Origin of the sequence: Microbacterium sp. NPDC087592, assembly GCF_044743585.1 — a bacterium.
Lineage (GTDB): Bacteria > Actinomycetota > Actinomycetes > Actinomycetales > Microbacteriaceae > Microbacterium.
On record NZ_JBIUWT010000001.1, the window covers coordinates 1,282,771 to 1,303,398 of the forward strand.

The window sequence follows — 20,628 nt, forward strand, 5'->3', positions numbered from 1 at the left end:
ATGGTCTTCCTCGACGGGCCCGAAAGGCGCCCGATGAACGGGTGGTTCAACCGTTTCTCACGCTAACGTGCAAACGGTTGCATTACAATAGCTTCTTCGTTGAAGAGGGTGTAACGGTTGTGTTTCTGTTTGATTACCAGGGATAAGTCAGTGGTTGCGGGGAGCGCGGCGCAGCGGCCACGACCTTCGGGGGCGTGATCCCTGCACCGCGTTGCACAGCCTCAGACGGCGATGGCCGCCGTGGCGCGGGCGACGGTCTCCAGCACCGCGATCGGGGCGAGCAGCTGCGCCGTGGGGATCGGGGTTGCCCTCGTCGCGAGCATGCCGGCGAACGCGTCCACGCCGGGCTGCACGTAGTCGGCACCCAGCACGATGTCGCGACTGATGACCCCGTGGCCGCCGACGGCCGTCGCGCGGAACGGCACCTGGCCGTCGCCGTCGGGGCGGATGAACTCGAGCGTGACGAGCACGCCGCCGACCCGGTAGCGCGCGACGACCCCTCCCGGCAGGCGCTGCACGTCGATGTCCTCGGGCTCCCCCGGCACGAGACGCTGCGCCACGTCGGCGATGTGGATGCCGTAGAAGAAGATGCCGCTGTACGGGCTGGCCGCGTCCGCGGGCCCGGTCACGGTGACCGCCTGCAGCTCGCCGATCGATCCGAGGCCCTCGGCGATCGCGTCGGTGTCGGCCACCCAGCGCAGCGCCGACGACGAGGTGAGCACCGTGCCGCCACGCTCGGCCGCCGCGACGATCTCCTGCGCATCGGCGACGCTCGCCGCCAGCGGCTTGTCGACCCAGACCGGCGTTCCCGCCTCGAGGAACGGCACGGCGTGCGCCCGGTGCAGCGCCCCGTCGCGCGAGGTCACGATGAGCGCGTCGATGCTGCCGAGCAGGTCGCCCGACTCCGCGACGATCTGCTCGATGCCGCCGAGTTCCGCGAGCTCGCGCGTGCGGTCATCCTCACCCGCGACGAGCGCGACCACCCGCACCGGCACGTCCACCGGCCGCTCGACGTTGAGGTAGCGGATGATCTCCTCGGCGTGGCTGTTCTCGATGCCGACGATCGCGACGTTCTTCGTTTCCATGTCTCTCATCCTCTTTCACTCGTGGAGGTCGACGGGACGACCGGTGCGGGCGGACTCGTACACGGCGAGCACCACCTGCAGCGCCCGGCGGCCGTCGTCGGTGGTGATGGCAGGGCGACCGCCGCTGCGGATCGCCCGCACGACGTCGAGGTACTGCCGGCGATGCGCCATGTCGACGTCGCTCCACCCCTCCGGCACATCGTGCTCGACGAGCGAGTCGGCATCGGGCTGCGGCGCGGTGGCCGAGGCGAAGAAGGCGAGCCCGTCGTTCTCCATCACCGCGGTGCCCTGCGAGCCGTGCACGGCGAGGCGCACCGGCAGCCCCGGGTACGCCGCGGTGCTGGCGAGCAGCAGCCCGATGGCGCCGCTCTCGAACTCGATCGTGGCGCCCGCGACATCCTCCACCTCGATGCCCTCGTGCGCGAGACGGCCGGTCTTCGCACTCACCGACACCGGGGTGCCGAGCATCCACAGGAGCAGGTCCAGTGCGTGGATCCCCTGGTTCATGAGTGCACCGCCGCCGTCGATCGCCGCGGTGCCGCGCCAGTCTCCGGACTCGTAGTACTCCTGCGGGCGGAAGAACGCCGACTCCACGACGCCCGAGGTCACGCGCCCGAGCGCGCCCTCGTCGATGGAGCGGCGGATGAAGGAGGCCACCGGCTGGAAGCGGCGCTGACTGATGACGGAGACCGTGCGTCCGGAGGCGCGCTCGGCGGCCCGCACCCGATCGGCGGATTCGAGTGTGACGTCGATCGGCTTCTCGACGATCACGTCCACCCCCGCGTCGAGGGCGGCGACCACCGCGTCGGCGTGGAAGGCGCTGGGCAGGCAGATCGCGGCGAGGTCGACACTCTCGGCGCGATAGGCCTCGGCGGCCGACGCGTGGAACGGCACGCCGTACTGCTCGGCGAGCGCACGCCCGCGCGCCTCGTCGACGTCGACGATCGCGGCGAGCACGCCGGCGTCGCCGAGAGCCGCGACGAGACGGGCGTGGACGGCACCGATCACCCCGGCGCCGACGATCGCGATGCGCAGCGGTTCGGTCATGATGTCTCCTGTCGTGGGGGTGGATGCCAGAGGTGTCGGCTCAAGTCGGCGAGCCCAAGTCGGCGAGCTCCGTCGGCGGGCTCAGTCAGCCGGGCGCGACCAGGCCAGCGCGGTGCCGCCCTGTTCGGCGGAGGTCTGGGCGAGGAGGGCGAGTCGGGTCGCGGCGAGCGAATACCGGGTTCCGACCTCGGGGGTGCGCCCGTCGGCGAAGGCGTCGAGTGCCTCTTCGGCCGGACGCCGTCCCGGCGGCAGATCGAGCGCGCGGGTCGGCCGATCGTGGGTGGCGACCTCGACTCGGCCGCGGGCCCAGAAGATCTCCGCGGTCCCGCGGGTCCCGACCAGGCGCAGCCGGTAGTCGCCGTGCACGTCGGAGGCCTGCGGGGTGAGCCAGCTCACCTCGGCGGAGACGACGGTGTTCGGTGTCGTGAGGGTGGCCGAGCCGTAGCGCGCGAATCCCTCGGCGCCGTCGAGCGGGGCCGAGACGGCTCCCCGGATCACGCCCTCGTCGGCCGGCGCGAACAGGAGCGCGGCGTCGAGGTCGTGCACCGACAGGTCGGTCAGGATGCCGCCGTACTGCGCCGGGTCGAAGAACCAGTCCGGCCGCTGGGCGCGGTTGAGCTTGTGCGGGCCCGATGAGGTGACGCCGACGATGTCGCCCAGCTCTCCGGCGCGCACCACATCGAGTGCGGCGAGGGTCTCGGGGTAACCGCGCTTCTCGAGCAGCAGGTTCACGGTGCGATCGACCTCGGCGGCCACGGCCTCGATCTCGTCGAGCTCGGCGAGCGAGGTGCACAGCGGCTTGTCGGCCAGCACGTGGGCACCGGCACGGAGTGCGGCGACGGCATCGGCGCCACGCGCTCCGTAGACACCGGCGATCACGGCGACGTCGACGCCCTCGGCGAGCAGATCCTCGGCGCGGTCGAAGGCGGGCACGCCGAAACGGGCGGCGTGGTGCTCTGCGACAGCAGGGTCGGAGTCCTGCACACCGACGAGCTCGAACGCGGCGCGGTCGGCGCGGGTCAGCTCGTCGAGCACGTAGTCCACGTGCGGATGGGCGGCACCGATGATCGCGATCCGAGGCATGGGCGACAGTAAATCATGCGACCGGTTGCATGGTCAACCGCCGATCGTGTGCGCAGCCTCCGTGGTGGCCCGGACGACGAGGTGCGTGGCGATCGTCACGCGGGCATCCGAGCGCTCCCCGCTGGCGAGCACGCCGAGCAGCAGCTCAGCTGCCGCATCACCCGCCGCCGCCGACGCGGCCGAGATCGTGGTGAGGGCCGGATGCGTGCCGGAGGCGAGAGTGTCGTCGCATCCGATCACGCTGATGTCGCGGGGGACGTCGATGCCGCGCAGCGCGAGCCCCGCCATCACGCCCTGGGCGACCACGTCGTCGAAGGCGATCACAGCGGTCGCCTCGGAGGCGAGGATGCCGCCGACCGCGTCGCGTCCGCCGGCCGAGCTCGGGCGCCCCAACTCCTGCACGATGACCTCGAGTCCCGCGCGCTCGGCGGCCCGGGCGAGAGCGGCCCGGCGCTGCTGGTCCGACCACGACTCGCGCGGCCCCGACAGGTACACCACGCGGGCGTGGCCCAGGCGATGCAGGTGCGCGACGGCCTCGTCGAGCCCACCGCTCGGATCGATCAGCACCCGCGCCAGGCCCTCGATGTCGCGGTTCACGAGCACCACGGGGCGTGAGGCGTCGAGCTCGCGGATGCGGTCCTCGTCGAGGCGCGGGGAGGCCAGGACGAAGCCCTCGACCTGGGCGCTGAGGCGCGAGGTGAGGTTGGCCTCGCGGTCGGCGATCTCGTCGGAGTCGCCGAGGAACACCGCGTAGCCGGCGGCGTCGGCCAGCGTCTGCACGCGCCGCACGAGCGGCGGGAAGAACGGGTTGGCGATGTCGGGCACGACCACGGCGACGTTGCCGAAGCGACCGGTGGAGAGCGCGCGCGCGGCGTGGTTCATGACGTAGCCGAGCTCGTCGGCCGCCGCCTTGACGCGTCGCACCGTCTCGGGGTTCAGCAGCTCGGGGCGGCTGAACGCGCGGGAAACCGTCGACCGCGAGACGCCGGCCACGCGGGCGATGTCGCCGATCGTCACCGACGTCGATGCCGTCTTCCTGTTGCCTGTCACGTCACACACACTAAGCCCGTGCACCGTGGCTGCGCGCGTGCGAACCCTCGGGAATCTCCTCCCGGGGGCGGCGAGAACGCGGAACGGATCCCATTCGGGGGCTTGACTTTGCAAGCGGTTGCATTAATCTTGCGGATCATGAGCACGACGACGTTCGCCCTGCATGCCCACCCCGACCGCGCCGCGATGGGCGCTGCCGCCGCGCGATCGGCGGCGCGCACGCTGCGCGAAGCCGTGGCAGCTCGCGGCACCGCTCGGATGATCGCCGCCGCCGCCCCCAGCCAGCTCGACGTGTACCGAGCCCTCACCGCCGAGCCCGACGTGCCGTGGGACCGCATCACGATCCTGCACATGGACGAATACCTCGATCTCGACCCCGCGGCCCCCCAGCGCTTCGGCAACTGGCTGCGCACCCACCTCGTCGATGCGGTGCAGCCCGCCGCGTTCCACCCCATGCGCACCGAGCTCGGCGCGGAGGCGGCGACCGAGGAGTACGCCGCCCTGCTCGCCGAAGGGCCCATCGACCTGGTGTGCCTCGGCATCGGCGTGAACGGCCACATCGCGTTCAACGATCCGCCCGACGCCGATCTCGGCGACCCGTGCCCCGTGCGCGTGGTGCAGCTCGACCTCGCCAGCCGCGTGCAGCAGGTCGATGACGACTGCTTCGATACGCTCGAGGCCGTGCCCACCCACGCACTGACGCTGACCATCCCGGCGCTGATGAACGGCGTCCACCTCGTGTGCGCCGTGCCCGATGCCCGCAAGGCCGAGGCCGTGCGGGCCCTGGTCGAAGAGCCGATCAGCTCGCACTGGCCGTGCACCGTGCTGCGGCGGCATTCGCGCTGCGAGGTGCACGTCGACCGCGACGCGGCATCGCTGCTGCATCCCGCACCGGCCGTGGCGGCCCCGGCGGCGCGATGACCGCGCGCACCCTGCACGGTCGCGACGCCCTCGGCACGGGCGGGCTGGAGGTCGTCGTCGAGCACGGCCGGATCAGCGCGCTCACCCCGACCGCCGACCCCGGTGACGGCGCCCCCTGGATCGGCCCCGGGCTGATCGACCTCCAGGTCAACGGCCACCTCGACGGCGACGCGAATGCGGCAGAGCCCTCGCCGGCCCACATCACGGCGATGGCACAGTCTCTCGCCGCACACGGCGTCACGCGATTCCTGCCGACCGTCATCACCGCCTCGCCCGCCGAGATGCTCGCCCGCATCCGTGCGATCGACGAGGCCGTGCGCACCTCGACCGCGACCTCGCGCGCGGTCGCCGGCATCCACGTCGAGGGTCCCAGCCTGTCGGAGCAGGACGGCCCCCGCGGCGTGCATCCGCTCGCGCACATCCGCCCCCCGGCCATCGCCGAGCTGCAGACCTGGCTCGACGCCGCTCCCGGCCTGCTCCGGGTCGTGACCCTGTCTCCGCACCATCCGGGGTCGGTGGAGGCCACGCGCTTCCTCGTCGCGCACGGCGTGCGGGTCGCGGTCGGACACACCCACGCGACGGATGCCGAGATCGCCGCGGTCGTCGACGCCGGCGCCACGCTCTCCACACACCTCGGCAACGGCGCGCACGCGGTGCTCCCCCGGCATCCGAACTACCTGTGGACGCAGCTCGCCGAACGCCGGCTCGCCGCCGGTGTCATCGCCGACGGCCACCACCTGCCCGATGCCACGCTCGCCACCATGATCGCCGCCAAGCGCGACCACGGCATCTTCCTCGTGAGCGACGCCGTCGCCACACCGACAGCACTGCGGGAGGACGGCGTCTCGACCGTCGGCGGTGGCGTGCACCTCGCCGACGACGGAGCGCTGCGGCACGTGTCGACCGGGTTCCTCGCGGGATCTGTGCAGACCCTCGACGTCGGTGTCGCCACCGTCGCCCGCCTCACCGGCTCGCTGGCGGCGGCGCTGCGGCTCGCGACCTCCGCACCCGCAGCCGTCCTCGGCGACGGCCCGCACTGGACGGTCGGCGCCCGCGCCGACGTGCTGCTGTTCGACTGGGCGCCCGGCGAGCGCGCGATCACGCCACGCGAGGTCCTGATCGCCGGCGAACCCGCCACCGAGTCCGCCGACGCCCGCACGACCGCAGGAGGAAACCGATGACCATCGACAGGGCTGACGTGATCGTCACGAGTCCGGATCGCAACTTCGTGACGCTGAAGATCACGACCGCCGACGGCGTGACGGGTCTGGGGGATGCGACGTTGAACGGCCGCGAGCTCGCCGTCGTCGCGTATCTGACCGAGCATGTCGTGCCGTTGTTGATCGGGGCCGACGAGTCGCGCATCGAGGACACCTGGCAGTTCCTGTACCGCAGCGCCTATTGGCGGCGGGGCCCGGTGACGATGGCCGCGATCGCCGCAGTGGACATGGCACTGTGGGACATCAAGGGCAAGGTCGCCGGCCTCCCCGTCTACCAGCTGCTCGGGGGAGCGTCGCGGAACGGCCTGATGGCGTACGGGCACGCGTCGGGCAAGGAACTGCCGGAGCTGTTCGACTCGATCCGCGCGCACCAGGAACAGGGATACAAGGCCATCCGCGTGCAGACCGGGGTGCCCACGTTGAAGGCGATCTACGGGATCGCGTCGCAATCGGCCGACGCCGGGGGCGGCGAAGCCCGGTACGACCACGAGCCCGCCCGCCGCGGCGCGAAGCCGGTCGAGGAGGACTGGGACACCCGCGCCTACCTCAACCACCTCCCCGGCGTGTTCGAGGCGGTACGGAACGAGTTCGGCCCCGACATCCCCCTCCTGCACGACGGGCACCACCGGATGACGCCCATCCAGGCCGCCCGTCTCGGCAAGGACCTCGAACCGTACGACCTGTTCTGGCTCGAGGACTGCACCCCGGCCGAGAACCAGGAAGCACTGCGCCTCGTGCGCCAGCACACCACCACCCCGCTCGCGATCGGGGAGATCTTCAACACGGTGTGGGACTTCAAGGACATCATCCGCGACCAGCTCATCGACTACGTCCGCGGAGCCGTCACCCACATGGGCGGCATCACCGCACTGAAGAAGACGCTCGACTACGCGGCGATGTACCAGATCAAGTCGGGCATGCACGGGCCGACCGACATCTCTCCGGTCGGCATGGCCGCCGCGATGCACCTGGGACTGTCGATCCACAACTTCGGCATCCAGGAGTACATGCAGCACGGCGCCCGCACCGACCAGGTCTTCCAGCAGTCGTTCACCTGGACCGACGGATACCTGCACCCCGGGAACAAGCCCGGCCTCGGCGTCGAGCTCGACGTCGACGAAGCGGGCAAGTACCCCTACGAGCAGGCCTACCTCCCCTACAACCGCCTCCTCGACGGCACCGTCCACGACTGGTGAACGCGGGGTGGTCGCGCCCGTGAGCGACCCCGGGCGCGACCACCCCGCGCAGTAGGCTGAACGCATCATGGACGAGTTCATCCAGGGCTTCTGGAACTTCGCGGGCAACTACTGGTGGCTCATCTTCCCCATCATGGGGATGGCCGGCGGTGCCGCGAAGGCGTGGGAGCAGGGTTCCAAGCGCCGGCACGAGCGCCGCCTGGAGACGCTTCGCATGAAGGCGCAGCTGAAGACCGCCGAGATCGAGGCGCGCGCGCTCACCCAGCAGGCCAAGCGCCGCGGCCCTTCGGTGGTCGACACCACGGCATCCGTCGTCCCGAACGACCTGGTCGCGCGACTGTTCGCCGAGCACGACGAGATCACCGCACGCTGGCTCGACTACGAACTCGACGTCGCGAAGCTCATCGCCTTCCCCGCCATGAGCGACGGCCGTCAACCGCTGACCGCCGCGTTCCTGCGCGCCAAGAAGACGGCCGATGCGCTGCGTCCGGCATCCGCCGAGGCGAAGGTGTCGGAGCAGCAGATCACCGAGTATCTGCAGGCCGTGGGCGACTACGCGGTCGCATTCGAGATCGCCGAGAAGGATGCCCGGCGTCTGCGCGACTCGACGTTCACCGCGCCGGAGCGCAAGCGCCTGGAGCGGGCTCAGCAGCTGCTCAAGGTCGCGGTCGACGAGTCGGCCACGCAGGCAGAGCGCAACGTCGCGTACAAGCGCGTGCGCGAAGAGCTCGACGGCCTCATCCTGCTCTCCGACGACGCCGTCACGGTGCTCGAGAAGCAGGTGGCGAAGGAGATCTCCGCCCCGGCCGCGCCGCCTGCGGCACCCACGACATCCGCTGATCAGCCATCCGCTGGTCAGGCCCCCGGTGCCGCCGACGCGACCGCCGAGGAGCCCGAGCGGATGAGGCTCCCCCTCCGCGACGAGAAACCCCGAGACGCGAACACCCCCGCAGGCCCCGCCCGCACCCTGCCCCTGCCGGGCGACGACGACGGAGGCATGCCGCGGTGATCACTCGGTTCGAAGAGCTCGACTGGCAGACGACGCCGATCGGCGACCTCATGCTGCGCAGGCGCACGGAGCCGGCGGTCGGGCAGGAGATCTACGAGGTCAAGCTCGGCGACGAGTACCTGATGTCGAGCCTGTTCACGGTGGCAGAGGAAGAGCTCGCGAACCTGGGCCTCGCCGCGGTGGTCGGCGACGACCTCTCGGTCCTGGTCGGCGGGCTCGGGCTCGGCTACACCGCCGTCGCGGCGCTGCGCGATGCGCGGGTGGCATCGCTCACGGTGATCGATCGACTGGGCGCCGTGATCGGCTGGCACGAGCGCAAGCTCCTGCCCGCGTCGGCGGAACTCGTCGAGGACGCGCGCACGAGTCTGGTCGAGGACGACTTCTTCGCCGTCATGCGGTCGGCCCCCGCTGAGGGGCACCGCGGGTATTCGGCGATCCTTCTGGACGTCGACCACTCTCCCCGCCACCAGTTGGACCCGACGCACGCCGACCTCTACGACGCGGCCGGTCTGCGTGCGCTCGACCGTCATCTCGCCGCGGGCGGGGTCTTCGCCCTGTGGTCGGATGACCCGCCCGACGACGAGTTCATGGTCGAACTGCGCGCCGTGTTCGATGACGCCTTCGCCCACGTCGTCGATTTCGACAATCCCGTGACCGACGGGGTCTCGTCGAACACCGTGTACGTCGCGCGCAGTCGTGGAGCGGGCTCCGTGTCGCTCGACGCCGCCGAGCGCACCCAGCCGAGAGAAGAAGCATGACCCCGGAGAACGTCACCGGTCCCGTCGCCCGTCACGCCGAAGGTCCCGTGTGGTGGCCGGGCTGGGGTGGACTGCGGTGGGTCGACGGGGAGGCCGGCGATCTGCTGACGCTGGGCACCGACGGTGTGACCCGCCAGCACATCGACGACGAGTACCTGGCGTTCGCGCGACCGCGCACCAACGGCGGCCTGGTGGCGGTCGGCGCCCGCACGCTCTACCTCGCGGATGACGTCGACGGCGAGACCCGCGCCGTGGCGACCCTGCACGAGGATCCGCACGTGCGCATGAACGACGGATGCTGCGATCCTCGCGGCCGCCTGCTCGCAGGTTCCATGGCCTACGACGCCGCACCGGACAGCGGATTCGTGCTGCGACTCGACGCGGAGCTCACGGTCTCGACCGTGCTGCCTCGGGCGACGATCTCGAACGGCATCGGCTTCTCGCCCGACGGGCGCCGCGCCTACTACGTCGACACCGCCACCCACCGCATCGACGTGTTCGACGTGGCCGAGGGCGAGCTGCGCGGACGGCGGGCATTCGTCTCGATCCCCGAGGAACAGGGATCGCCGGACGGGTTGACGGTCGCGGCCGACGGCAGCGTCTGGGTCGCGCTCTGGGGCGGCAGCGCCGTGCACGGCTACGACGCGACCGGAGCGCTCGTGCAGACGATCGAGCTCCCCGTGCCACAGGTGTCGGCGTGCACGTTCGGCGGCGACGACCTCGGCACGCTCTACATCACGACGTCAGCGCAGGGCCTCCCCGACGACCACGGCACCGAGGCGGGCTCGGTGTTCGCCGTGCAGCCGGGCGTGCGCGGTCTGCCGGTCACGCTGTTCGCCGGCTGAGCGGGGCTCGGGCCTAGCGGGATCGGGCGCCGCAGGAATCGCGGATCGTCAGCCTCGGCACGATCGAGATCTGCTGTACCGGCGACTGATCTCCCTCGGTGATCCGCGTGAGCAGGAGCGCCGCGGCCATCCGCCCGATGCGGTGCTTGGCCGGCGACACGGCTGTCAGTGGCACCGGGGCGACGTCGGCCACTTCGTCGTCATAGGAGACGATGGCGAGATCCTCGGGCACACGCAGTCCCCGACGCTGCGCAGCGACCTCGAGGAGCGTGGCCTCGCGATCACCGAAGACGAGGGCCGCGGTGCAACCACCATCGACCATCTCCTGGAGCACATCGTCCGCGTGGGTCTGCAACCACTCCGCGCTCGTCCTCGAGACGATCGTGCTCACCATGCCCTCCAGGTGCGGGACGGATGCCTCATACCCGCGGCGGACTCCGGACGACGGAGCGGAATCAGCTCGCAACGCCAGCGCGATCCGGCGGTGGCCGAGTCGGTGCAGGTGCGAGACCCCCTCGAACGCCCCGGCCTCATGATTCGAGCAGACGTACTCGGTCGGATCGAAATAGCCCAGGCTCCGGATACGTCTCTCCAGCATCACCACCGGTATCGGAATGCTCTCCAGCCGGCGGAGCAGGGCGCCGGGATCGGCATCGTCCGAGATGATGGGCGTGATCAGCAGACCATCGACGCCGGACTCGACGAACCGGGCGATCGCTTCCTGCTCGACGCGCGAGTCGTACTGGGAGGTCGCGAGAGCGATGGAGGTTCCCGAGCCCGAGAGACCCGCCTCGATACCCTGCAGGACGGTCGGGAAGTAGAGCCGGGTGTCGGGGATCAGCACGCCGATCGTGCGCTGTTCGGTTCGCTGCCTGGAGGCACTCGACACGTACATGCCGGACCCTTGGCGGCGAAGGATCAGCCCTTCGTCGACCAGGACGTCGACAGCCCGCCGCACGGTGCTGAGCGAGTAGCCCGTGGACTCGACGAGCTGCTTCTCGGTCGGCAGAAGGCTGCCCAGCGGCCAACTGCCGGCCGCGATCCCTCTACGAAGCTCCTGCGCGAGCGCTTCGAACTTGAGCGCACGAGGCGTGAGGCCGGACGGGGTGGGATGCACTGCTGTCATTGCTCTTCCGATCAGTACACCCGCACCTGGCCCACCTGGACCAGGTCGGAGCCGTTCGTGCGGTGGCAGACGAGCCGGATCCGCGCCGTCGCGACGGGTTCGAACGCCACGGTTCGGTGACGTCGACGATTGTCCCGCACCGTGCCGAGGGTACGCCAGTGCCCATCCACGAATGCTTCGAGATCGAAGTCGGCGACGATCTCGGGCGGTATCCGGTGCTCACTCCGGACATAGTGGAGATTGTTCACGTAGGCATTGACATCGTCGTTGAACACGACGCGTACCTCCGACGCCTGGACCTCGCGCTCCCACTCGAGCGTGAGGATCTCCGGGTCCCCCGCGACCAGATCTCGTCGCGGACGCGACGACCACATCCGCGGCCCGCCGTACGGGCGCCCGTATCCCCCGACGACGTTGGCCGCTTCCAGGCCCACGACGGCACCCTCGCATCGCATGGCAAGCCGAACACGCGACAGCTTCTTGATCCCCCACCGCACCACGTCGTCCGGTCGATCGGCGACGAGATGGGCGTCGATCTCGTCGACGTGGTCGGTGCCGCGACGCGTCATCGAGACCGCGCCGAACAGGTACTGACCGCTGCTCCCCCACCGCACGCCCGGAGTCGCTTCGAGGACGATGACCGTCGACGCCTCCGGACCCTCGCCGACCGGGAGCTCATCCGTCAACGCCACCCACCCGGCGTGCCCGGCGGGAAGCTCGATGCTCCCGGAGTCGAGCGGCACCTCCGGGAAATAGGTGCGACCGTCGGGAGTCTCGAACACCGCCCACGAGACGGTGGCGGCCTCCTCGCACGAGAGGTGCACCTGCACCGGCCCCGACTGCCCTCGCGGAATCAGGAAGGCGGTGTCGTCGGTGAGAGGGAGCGAGGAACTCGGATCGTCGAGCTGATCCCACCGGAGTTCCGACGTCGCCGTCACCGCCGCCTGCAGAGCGAGATTGGCGGGGTCGTCGTCCTGCACGCCGATGAGCGCGGCATCTTGTCGCACCAACTGGCGCTGCAGGGTTCGGATGTGCGCGTCGTGAAGCTCCTCCGGAGTCCAGTTCGACGCGGCACACAGAGCCGCTGCGGTTCCAGCGGCCTCACCCATCACCGCGCACGTCGCCATCACGCGCAGCGACCCGAAGGCGATGTGCGTCGCGCTCACGTTGCGGCCGGCCATCAGCAGATTGCCGACATCGATGGAGCGCAGGATGCCGAAGGGGATGTCGTAGGTGCCGCTCGGGTAGATCTGCTGAGCGGCGGACCGAGGCTCGTACACGCCCTTCGAGGGGTGGAGGTCGATCGACCACCCGCCGAATCCGATGGCGTCCGCCTTGCGCGTCGCCGAGACGACATCCTCCTGCGTCATGGTGTGCGCACCGATGATCCGGCGATACTCCCGCTTGCCCGGAACCGACCCGACCCACTCGAGAGTGAGGTTCTCGGCATCCGGGAAGCGTCCGGAGTTCTTGATGTGATCCCAGATGCCGTAGATGACCGCCCACAGCTCGTCCCTGATCCGCTCGTTGTCGGCGACGATGTCCAGCTCGCCGCCCCATTCGATCCACCAGTAGTCGGCTCCGTTGTCACCCGTGCGAAGCACCCGGCTCTCCGGGATCGTCGTGGCTGCGAGGTCTATCGCGAACGCCGGCGGCACGAACGGCACCGGTTCGGACTCCTTGCGGGTGTAGAACAGCAGCGTGCTGCCCAGCGTGAGCTCGTCCTCTTCCTCCGGTGCCAGATCCTCACCGAAAGCTGCACTCGCCTCCCGGCCGAGTCGCGTCCGAGCACCGGCCCGGGCCGCCACGGATCCGTCGCCGGTGGCATCCACGAAGGTGTGCGCGGCCACAGTGACCTCGCCCTCCGATCCCAGCACGATCCCGCCCACCGACGAGATCCGGTCTCCGTGCATCTGCACCTCGGTGATGTGTGTGTTCAGCAGCAGGGTGATGCGCGGCTCCGCCTTCACGGCATCGAGCACGACGAGGTCCCAGTAGTACGGGTTGCCGAGCGGATTGCGGTACTCGTTCTCGACATAGAGCTCACCGATGATCCCCGTCTCGCGCGCGAAGCGATGATGCCCCGTCGCCGTCGCACCGCAGACCCAGACCCGCACCTCGCTGCTCGAGTTCCCTCCGAGCACCGGACGATCCTGCACCAGCGCCACGGTCGCTCCGTTGCGCGCCGCAGCGATCGCTGCCGCGACACCGGCGAGCCCACCGCCGATGACGGCGACGTCGACATCGTGCCTCGTCCGATTGCTCATGATCCCTCTTCCGTTCTTCCCGGTTCCCCGGGGCTCACGCGATTCGCGAAAGGTCTTCGGCCCGCACCCGGTGCGCGAGCTCCTCGCCCGTGAGCACTCGAATCGCCTCGTCGACTGCTCCTCGGCCGAGCCGCTGGAGATCCGACCCCGTGGCACCGGCGAGATGGGGCGTCAGGAAGACGTTCTCCAGCGCCCACAACGCCGAGTCGGCGGCGGGGACCATGGGTTCGGTGACATCGAGGATCGCGAAGAGGTCGCGGGTGCGGAGCACGTCGATGAGGGCGTCCTGGTCGACGATCGATCCGCGGGCGGTGTTGATGAGCGTGGCACCGGGGCTCATGCTCTCCAGCAGCCGACGGGTGATCATCCCGCGCGTGCCCGGAGTGGCCGGGGCGTGCAGGGACACCACGTCGCTGTCGCGCATGAGCGTCTCCAACGACGTCAGCCGGGCACCCAGAGAATCCGCTTCGACGGCATCGACGTACGGGTCGTAGACGAGCACCTGCAGATCGTGTCGTGCGATGAGTCGCGCCACCGCACGCCCGACGCGGGACGCTCCCACCAGGCCGACGGTCTTGGCCGTGATCCCGAGCGTGTCGAGACGCGGCCCCCGATCGAGCGTCGCACCTTCGCGGATGTAGTCGCGACGCAGTCGGAACACGCCTTTCAGGCTCGCGACGATCATCGCCGTCGCGTACTCGGCGACCGCTTCCGCGTTGCGCTCGACCTGGGTCGAGACGCGCACGCCCGTCTCCCACGCGTCGTCCGTGAGGAGCCGCTTCACCGAACCCCCCGTGTGGATGATCGCCTCGAGCGAGGAGAACCCGTCGAGCACGCCGGCAGAGATCTCGTGCGTCCCCCAGCTGGTCAGGAGCACCTCGGCGGATCGCCTGTCCTCCACGTCGAGCACGCTCAAGTCGCCACCCACGTGCACGACCCGGCCGTGCTCGCGCAACGGCGCGAGCACGTTCGCAGGGAACAGTCTGTCGGCGTCTCCGTCGTCGGCGCTGATGACGATGGTCGGGAGCTGTCCGCGACCTCCACGATCACTTGACGGCACCGGAGGTCATCCCTTCCATGATGCGGCGACCGACCCACAGATACAGCAGGATCATCGGATAGATGACGATCACGACTCCGGCGAACAGGCCTCCCCAGTTGGAGTTGTACTGCATGGTGCCGTACAACCGGAGAAGTGCAGCGGGCAGGGTCTGCTCGCTCGGAGAGTTGATCAGCACCAGCACGAGGAGCGCTTCGTTCCACATGTGCAGGAAGTTCAGGACGAACGCGCTCTTCACCGCCGGCCAGGCGACCGGCATCATGATGCTCCAGAAGGTGCGCGCGGGCGACGCCCCATCGAGCGCCGCAGCCTCGGGAAGCGCTGAGGGAAGCCCCCTGAAGGCGGCGGTGAGCAGGAAGATCGTGAACGGGAGAGAAGTGCCGACGTAGATGAAGACGAGCGTGATCCGGTCATCCCACCAGCCGAAGAGGATCTCGACGGCGAACTGGTGCACCTCCGTCTTCGCGATGAAGAGCGGGACGAGGATCGTCTGCACCGGCAGTGCCACGCACAGCGCCGTATAGGTGTTGATGCCCGCGATCCATCGTCGCGAGCTCCTCGCGAGCACATATGCGGCGGGGGCTCCCAGCGCGATCGTCAGGGAGGCGGAGATCGTCACGATGACGATGGTGTTGAGCGTCACGCCGCCGAAACCGGACACCGTCCACGCGCTCACGAAGTTCTCCCACTCCGGCGATGCGGGAAGACCGAAGGGGGTGGCGAAGATCTCGCTGTCCGACTTCAGGGACGTGATCCCCACCCACACCGCCATCAGGAGGTTGAACGACACCCACACCCACAGCGCGACCTGGATGCCGCGGGGGATGACGATGTCGCCGATGGGAGCCGTCCATCGTCGGTGCCCGCTACGCCGGAGGCGGGGGTGGCGGCCGGTCTGCACCGGCTGCTTCGCCTCCTCGGGGGCGCGAGGGGGGCTGGTCATGGTCGTCATGACAGTTCCACCTTGTCTCTCTTCAGAAGTCTCCGCACGAGCATCACCAGGACCGAGGTGAGCAGGAAGAGCACCATGCCGATCGCCGACGCGTAGGCGAGCTGCGGGCTTCCGTCCGGACCACCGGTCGTCGCGAGGTATTGCTGCACAGACGCGGTGCGCGCCTGGATGGGCGGCACGCCCTGGGATCCGACGAATGCGATCACGATCTCGAACGTCTTCATGCTGCTGATGATCCACAGCACGATCGCGACCGAGAGCGACTCCCAGCTCAGCGGGATGGTGATCATCCGGAACTGCTGCGTGCGAGTCGCTCCCGCAAGTTCCGCTTCCTCATACAGGTGCGCGGGGATCTGATCGACGCCCGTCGCGACGATCGCGAGGTAGTACCCGCTGACGCTCCACACGAGACCGACGATGATCACCTGGAACACGACGTCCGGTGACAGCCAGGCTCTGCGCAGGGCATCGAGCGAGAGTGCTTCGAGGATCTGGTTGAAGCCGCCGTTCGGATTCAGGAGGAAACCGAACGCCACACCGATCGCGATCGGCGAGATGATCACCGGCACGAACACGACGGACCGGATGAACGCCCCGCCCCGCATGCCGCGTAGCGCGATCAGTGAGGCGAAGACCACCGTGAACACGAGGATGCCGCCGACGATCAGCAGCACCGCCGTGTTCACGAACGACGAGCGGAACGCGTCCGACGCCCACAGTCCGATGTAGTTGCGCAGGCCCACCCAGACGACCTCGTCTCCCGGTCCCGACCACGAGGTCAGCGAGATCACGGCCGTGAACACCGATGGAATCACGAGGGTGATGGTCATCATCGCCACCGCGGGGACGAGGAAGGGCAGCGCGAGCCGATCGACACCGGTGGCGTCGGTCGATGCCTGCCGATCGGCGCGGCGGTGGAGGAGGAGAGGGGTCGCCATGGGGAGCCTGCCGATCAGCCGTTGGCGGCGAGATACGCGGCGGTCTGTTCCTTGCCGCGTGCGACGAACTCCTCCGCGGTGATGCTGCCCGAGAAGAGGGCGTCGTCCAGAGGCAACAGGATGTCGTTCCACCACGACGGGTGGAGCGCTGCGGCGAGATCATGCGACTGGGTGACGGAGTCGGCATTCTCGATCTGCTCGACCAGCCCACGCAGCGTCTCCGGCTGCTCCACGCCCGAGCGCGCCGCGATGAACCCGGCCTCGGACGCGTACAGCTTCTGGAACTTCTCCTGAGCGGCGAAGGCGAGGAACTGGTTCGCCGCGTCCAGGTTCTTGCTGTCGGCATTGATCGCGAGCCCGCTCGCGGTCACCTCGACCGTCGGTGTGCCGCCTGGAACGGCCGGGAACATGAACGTCCGAGCCGTGAAGCCGTCCTTCTGCTGGTCTCGCGTCTCCCCTTCCATGTACGACCCGCCCAGCATGAAGGAGTGCGCTCCCTGCGCCCACTGATTCTGCGCATCCGGGTACTTCGTGCCCATGTAGTCGTCCTGCAGGTAGCCGCCGTCGACGATCTGCTGGACGCGCTGCGCAGCCTCGAGGACGTACGGCTGATCCCAGTTCTCCGGTGCCTCCGCGAGCGAGCGGAGCGCTCCCGGCCCTTCGGCCTGCACGAGCAGCTGATAGAGCCAGAACACGTTGTAGCTGGGCACCGTGCCGTCCGCGCCCAGGGGGGTGAGGCCTTCCGCCTTCTGCGCGTCCAGGAGGGCGATGAAGTCGTCCCACTCCTGGGGCGGGTCGCTCTCGAGTTCGGGGAACTGCGACGCGTCGAACCAGATCGCCGAGGAATTGACGTAGGTCGGCAGGATCCCGACGCCCTCCTCGCCCGATGCCGCCTCTCGGACGGCGTCCGTGAAGCTCTCTCCCACCGAGATGTCCTCGCCGGGGATGTCCGTCTCCATCAGCTCGTCGAGGTCGGCCAGGAAGCCCCGGCCCTCGTAATCGAGGATGTTCCGGCTTCCCGCGTCGAAGAGGTCGGGCCCGGTCCCGTTGCCGAGAGCGTTGATCAGGTTCTGCGTGACCTGGCGACCGAGGTACTCGACCTCGACGTCGATGCCGGTCTCCTCCGTGAAGGCGGTGCGTACGGTTTCGAAGATCTCCTGCTGCGCCTCGCCGACGTTCCACGCCGACCAGTAGGTGAGAGTCGCCTTCGTGTCGTCATCGTCGCCCCCACGGATCTGTGTGCCGCAGCCGGCCGTCACGAGAGTGGTGACGAGCAGCGCTCCTGCCGCGGCCGCAACGCGGCGGCGAGCGCGATTCGAACTCAAATTCATTACGTACTCCTTTGTGACGTAGCTTCAGGATCCGCTCGGGATGCGCGGTGTTCTCTGATTCAACGGGCCCTCAGAAGAATGAATCAAGCATGAATTCCGATTGATTCTCGGCCGACCACGCGGGCGCGCCGGAGAGCGCGCGACCGCGGGGTGACGCCCGCGAAGCGTGGGAGGGGCGGGCGGTCTCAGAAGTGGAGTTCGCACTCCGCCTGGCGCGCCCCGGAGGCGAGGGTCACCGCCACGCGGGAGCCCACGATCGCCACGGACCCGCCCGCGCAGGACGAGCTCGACGGGATTCCGAGGCCATCGAACGTCACGCTCAGCGCCGTCACGGATCCCGCGTGCTCATCGATCGCGATGATCACCGCACCATCGGCACGGGTGCTGACGGCGACGGTGCACGGCGCACTCGCCGTCACCCCGTCCACGGTCACCGCCCGCCAGAACGTGAACAGACGCGTCTCGCGCGCGTCGAACCGCAGCGCCTGGCACTCGGCGGAGTTCGCGAGCACCGCGAAGTTCGGTGCTGCTGCGAACGCCTGCGTCTCGGCGAGGGACGCTCCGGGCAGCACCGCGTACTGATACGACCGCCCGGAGAAGTTCTGGCCATGCCAGAGCCAGAGGGTGAGGTATCGGCGTGCATGCGGAGTCGCGTCGATTCCGGCCGTGGTGTTGATGTCGGCCCAGGAGCCCGCGCGTTCCTCGCGCTTCATCTTCACGCTGCCACCGACCGGGAAGAAGTACCCGCCGACACCGTCGATGTGGACGCTCAGCGGGCCGGTCGCGTTCTCCGTGCGCGAGCTCGGCAGGGTCGCGATGCGGACGACACCGTCGACGCGCAATGTCGCCGCTCCCGCGGCGTGGAGATTCCGGTTCTCGACGACGGTCTCGACGATGCCCCCGGTGGTGGAGGAGATGTCAGCGCCCAGGGCGACGAGGACGCCGTCCTGGAGGAACCAGGCCTTGCGGGCGTGCATGTCGCTGCCGCGGAACGCTCCCCCCGTCCCCGCGCGATCGTGCGGCGCATGGAGATCCTGCGCGAAGACCGTCGCCGCGTCAGGGGAGTCCGACATCACGGACGATCCGCCCGTCCATTCGCCCGGCGGACGCCCCTTGCCGGATGTGCCGCCGATCCGATCCGGGAGAGCGAGCTGCTCCACGGTCGTGCCCGGCAGCCGATAGCGGTCGACGGTCGGCCAGAACTCGTCGTCGTAGTGGGAGGTGTCGGCGTCGTACACGTACGTCATGCCGCTGCCGGAATGATATCCGCGGATGTTCTCCAGCGTGCTGCATTCGTACCAGGCGATCGTCGGACTCGATGCCGAGATCGCGATCGCGTGGTCCGCGTTGCGCACGATGCACCGAGCCATCGCGTTGAAGACGGTCGCACCGGCGGATGGTTCGGGGAGAGCGGCCACCGCGCTGTTCGTCAGCGCGACGACCAGGCCCGTCCTCGCCACCGACCCCGTCTCGAAGATCCGCCCGGTGGAGTCCTCGTCCACCCAGGAGCGCACGCGCCCGCGGATCTGCGTCGCCACCGGTGCAGGAGCCGCTTCTGCGAGCAGGAGCAGCCCCTCCACCGCCTGGAAACCGGCATCCTGACTGCGGGCGAGCGGGCGGGCGACAGCGCGGCCCCGCACGTGGTCCATGACCCTGCCGCGGTAGACGACCGGCAGGTAGCTCTTCCCGACCAGGGCGAAGAATGCCTCGTACTCCGGTCCGGCTGCTCCGAGGTCGAGGAGTGCGAACAGACGCGACGCCGCGAGCAGGAGCTCGATCCCGTACGAGCCCGTGTACGGGACGCTCGCATGCTGGATCATCGAGCCGTCGGCGTGGAAGCCGTCTCCCTCCAGGACGGTCGCCCACACCGGCGCCAATCCCGCGCGCGCTCTCTCGAGCCTCGGGACGTCTCCGTCCAGAAGAGCACGGACGATGACCGTCTGGCACATGTCCATCCGGTTCGCCCCGGTCGACTCCTTCACGGAAAGCCCCTTCAGCGGATCGAGAAACCACGGGTCCGGCACGAAGTGGTCGATCGCCGCACACCCCGCAGCGACCTGGGCGGACGGCAGCTCGTCGCCGACGAGCACGAGGACGCTCGCGAGAGCGCGGGGCGAGCCGATCTGCCAATCCCACCAGTTGTCCGCGGCGGCCATCGCGGTGCCGGACGCGAATCCCGCCGCAGTGAGTGAGCCGAGACCCGAGGAGATCTGCGCGACCAGGGTCGAGTCGGCATGATGAATCGAGCCCGGGGTCGCCCATGCCACGGCGAAGTCGAGCAGCCGCGTGTACGACTGGCGGATCTTCTGCGCGGTGCGCACGCCCTGAGCATCGGGATTCACGCCCGTCACCGGCAGATCGGTGAACACCGACACCGCGGTGGGATCGAGCATCGCCCGCCACCCGGTGACACGGGCGTCCAGCGCCGAAAGCGCCGTCGCGAACCTCGCATCGGAAGAGACGACCTGGTGGCGACCGGTGATGATGTCCGCCCATCGCGCCCGCAGCGCCGGGTCGATCGTCGTCGTGCCCGCCCACGGCTCGGGGAGCACCGAGAAGATCGACTCTGCGAGCGTGAGTGCCGCCATGCCTGTGGACACCCGAAGAAGGGTGCGTCGTGTGAGCTGAACCATGAATCTTCCTCCGCATCGTCGCGTCTGAGACGGAACGTAGCTTCGGGTGAAGGAATGAGTCCAGAGTGAATGCGACGGCTGAGACGGACGCATGCCGAGAGCCCGAC

The 20,628-nt window shown here is 69.3% G+C and carries 17 protein-coding genes; 6 read left to right on the plus strand and 11 right to left on the minus strand.

Features of this window, described 5'->3' with window-relative positions; translation table 11 throughout:
• Positions 1–221: 221 nt before the first annotated feature.
• The 4 genes from ACIOTO_RS06085 to ACIOTO_RS06100 all read right to left on the minus strand — a co-directional run bounded on the left by ACIOTO_RS06085 (position 222) and on the right by ACIOTO_RS06100 (position 4,265).
• Positions 222–1,085: a Gfo/Idh/MocA family protein gene (locus tag ACIOTO_RS06085; protein WP_400857040.1), complete on the minus strand. Its 864-nt coding sequence runs from the start codon at positions 1,083–1,085 to the stop codon at positions 222–224.
• A 15-nt stretch (positions 1,086–1,100) separates the two neighbouring features.
• Entirely contained in the window at positions 1,101–2,132 is a 1,032-nt protein-coding gene (locus ACIOTO_RS06090) for a Gfo/Idh/MocA family protein (protein WP_400857041.1), read from the minus strand.
• Between the two features lie 81 nt (positions 2,133–2,213).
• On the minus strand, positions 2,214–3,215 hold the full coding sequence (locus tag ACIOTO_RS06095) for a Gfo/Idh/MocA family protein (protein ID WP_400857042.1): 1,002 nt from the start codon (positions 3,213–3,215) through the stop codon (positions 2,214–2,216).
• A 33-nt stretch (positions 3,216–3,248) separates the two neighbouring features.
• On the minus strand, positions 3,249–4,265 hold the full coding sequence (locus ACIOTO_RS06100; protein ID WP_400857043.1) for a LacI family DNA-binding transcriptional regulator: 1,017 nt from the start codon (positions 4,263–4,265) through the stop codon (positions 3,249–3,251).
• A 138-nt stretch (positions 4,266–4,403) separates the two neighbouring features.
• On the opposite strand from ACIOTO_RS06100, the gene ACIOTO_RS06105 reads away from it, so the two are divergent.
• From ACIOTO_RS06105 to ACIOTO_RS06130, 6 genes are all read left to right on the plus strand, one after another.
• Entirely contained in the window at positions 4,404–5,186 is a 783-nt protein-coding gene (locus tag ACIOTO_RS06105) for a 6-phosphogluconolactonase (RefSeq protein WP_400857044.1), read from the plus strand.
• Positions 5,183–6,367 (plus strand): N-acetylglucosamine-6-phosphate deacetylase, encoded by a 1,185-nt coding sequence (locus tag ACIOTO_RS06110; protein ID WP_400857045.1) that lies wholly within the window; start codon positions 5,183–5,185, stop codon positions 6,365–6,367. The genes ACIOTO_RS06105 and ACIOTO_RS06110 overlap by 4 nt, the downstream gene beginning before the upstream one ends.
• Positions 6,364–7,602, plus strand: a complete 1,239-nt coding sequence (manD, locus tag ACIOTO_RS06115; protein ID WP_400857046.1) for a D-mannonate dehydratase ManD — start codon at positions 6,364–6,366, stop codon at positions 7,600–7,602. The genes ACIOTO_RS06110 and manD overlap by 4 nt, the downstream gene beginning before the upstream one ends.
• 67 nt (positions 7,603–7,669) lie before the next feature.
• Positions 7,670–8,611 carry a hypothetical protein gene (locus tag ACIOTO_RS06120; protein ID WP_400857048.1) on the plus strand — a complete coding sequence of 314 codons (942 nt, stop codon included), beginning with the start codon at positions 7,670–7,672 and terminating at the stop codon, positions 8,609–8,611.
• Complete coding sequence (locus ACIOTO_RS06125) at positions 8,608–9,369, plus strand: spermidine synthase (protein ID WP_400857049.1); 762 nt, start codon at positions 8,608–8,610, stop codon at positions 9,367–9,369. Before ACIOTO_RS06120 ends, ACIOTO_RS06125 begins: the two co-directional genes overlap by 4 nt.
• On the plus strand, positions 9,366–10,214 hold the full coding sequence (locus ACIOTO_RS06130) for an SMP-30/gluconolactonase/LRE family protein (RefSeq protein WP_400857050.1): 849 nt from the start codon (positions 9,366–9,368) through the stop codon (positions 10,212–10,214). The genes ACIOTO_RS06125 and ACIOTO_RS06130 overlap by 4 nt, the downstream gene beginning before the upstream one ends.
• 13 nt (positions 10,215–10,227) lie before the next feature.
• Here the strand turns inward: ACIOTO_RS06130 and ACIOTO_RS06135 are convergent, their stop codons facing one another.
• From ACIOTO_RS06135 to ACIOTO_RS06165, 7 genes are all read right to left on the minus strand, one after another.
• Positions 10,228–11,340: a substrate-binding domain-containing protein gene (locus ACIOTO_RS06135; protein ID WP_051662348.1), complete on the minus strand. Its 1,113-nt coding sequence runs from the start codon at positions 11,338–11,340 to the stop codon at positions 10,228–10,230.
• 11 nt (positions 11,341–11,351) lie between these two features.
• On the minus strand, positions 11,352–13,607 hold the full coding sequence (locus ACIOTO_RS06140) for an FAD-dependent oxidoreductase (protein ID WP_400857052.1): 2,256 nt from the start codon (positions 13,605–13,607) through the stop codon (positions 11,352–11,354).
• A gap of 34 nt (positions 13,608–13,641) precedes the next feature.
• The gene (locus tag ACIOTO_RS06145; protein ID WP_400857053.1) at positions 13,642–14,667 is read right to left on the minus strand and encodes a hydroxyacid dehydrogenase; all 1,026 of its coding nucleotides are present in this window, start codon (positions 14,665–14,667) and stop codon (positions 13,642–13,644) included.
• Positions 14,654–15,610 carry a carbohydrate ABC transporter permease gene (locus ACIOTO_RS06150; protein ID WP_400857054.1) on the minus strand — a complete coding sequence of 319 codons (957 nt, stop codon included), beginning with the start codon at positions 15,608–15,610 and terminating at the stop codon, positions 14,654–14,656. Before ACIOTO_RS06150 ends, ACIOTO_RS06145 begins: the two co-directional genes overlap by 14 nt.
• Before the next feature lie 5 nt (positions 15,611–15,615).
• Complete coding sequence (locus tag ACIOTO_RS06155) at positions 15,616–16,557, minus strand: carbohydrate ABC transporter permease (protein WP_105712353.1); 942 nt, start codon at positions 16,555–16,557, stop codon at positions 15,616–15,618.
• A gap of 14 nt (positions 16,558–16,571) precedes the next feature.
• Positions 16,572–17,888: an ABC transporter substrate-binding protein gene (locus tag ACIOTO_RS06160; RefSeq protein WP_400857055.1), complete on the minus strand. Its 1,317-nt coding sequence runs from the start codon at positions 17,886–17,888 to the stop codon at positions 16,572–16,574.
• Positions 17,889–18,073: 185 nt separating this feature from the next.
• The gene (locus tag ACIOTO_RS06165; protein ID WP_400857056.1) at positions 18,074–20,521 is read right to left on the minus strand and encodes a polysaccharide lyase 8 family protein; all 2,448 of its coding nucleotides are present in this window, start codon (positions 20,519–20,521) and stop codon (positions 18,074–18,076) included.
• Between the last annotated feature and the right edge of the window lie 107 nt (positions 20,522–20,628).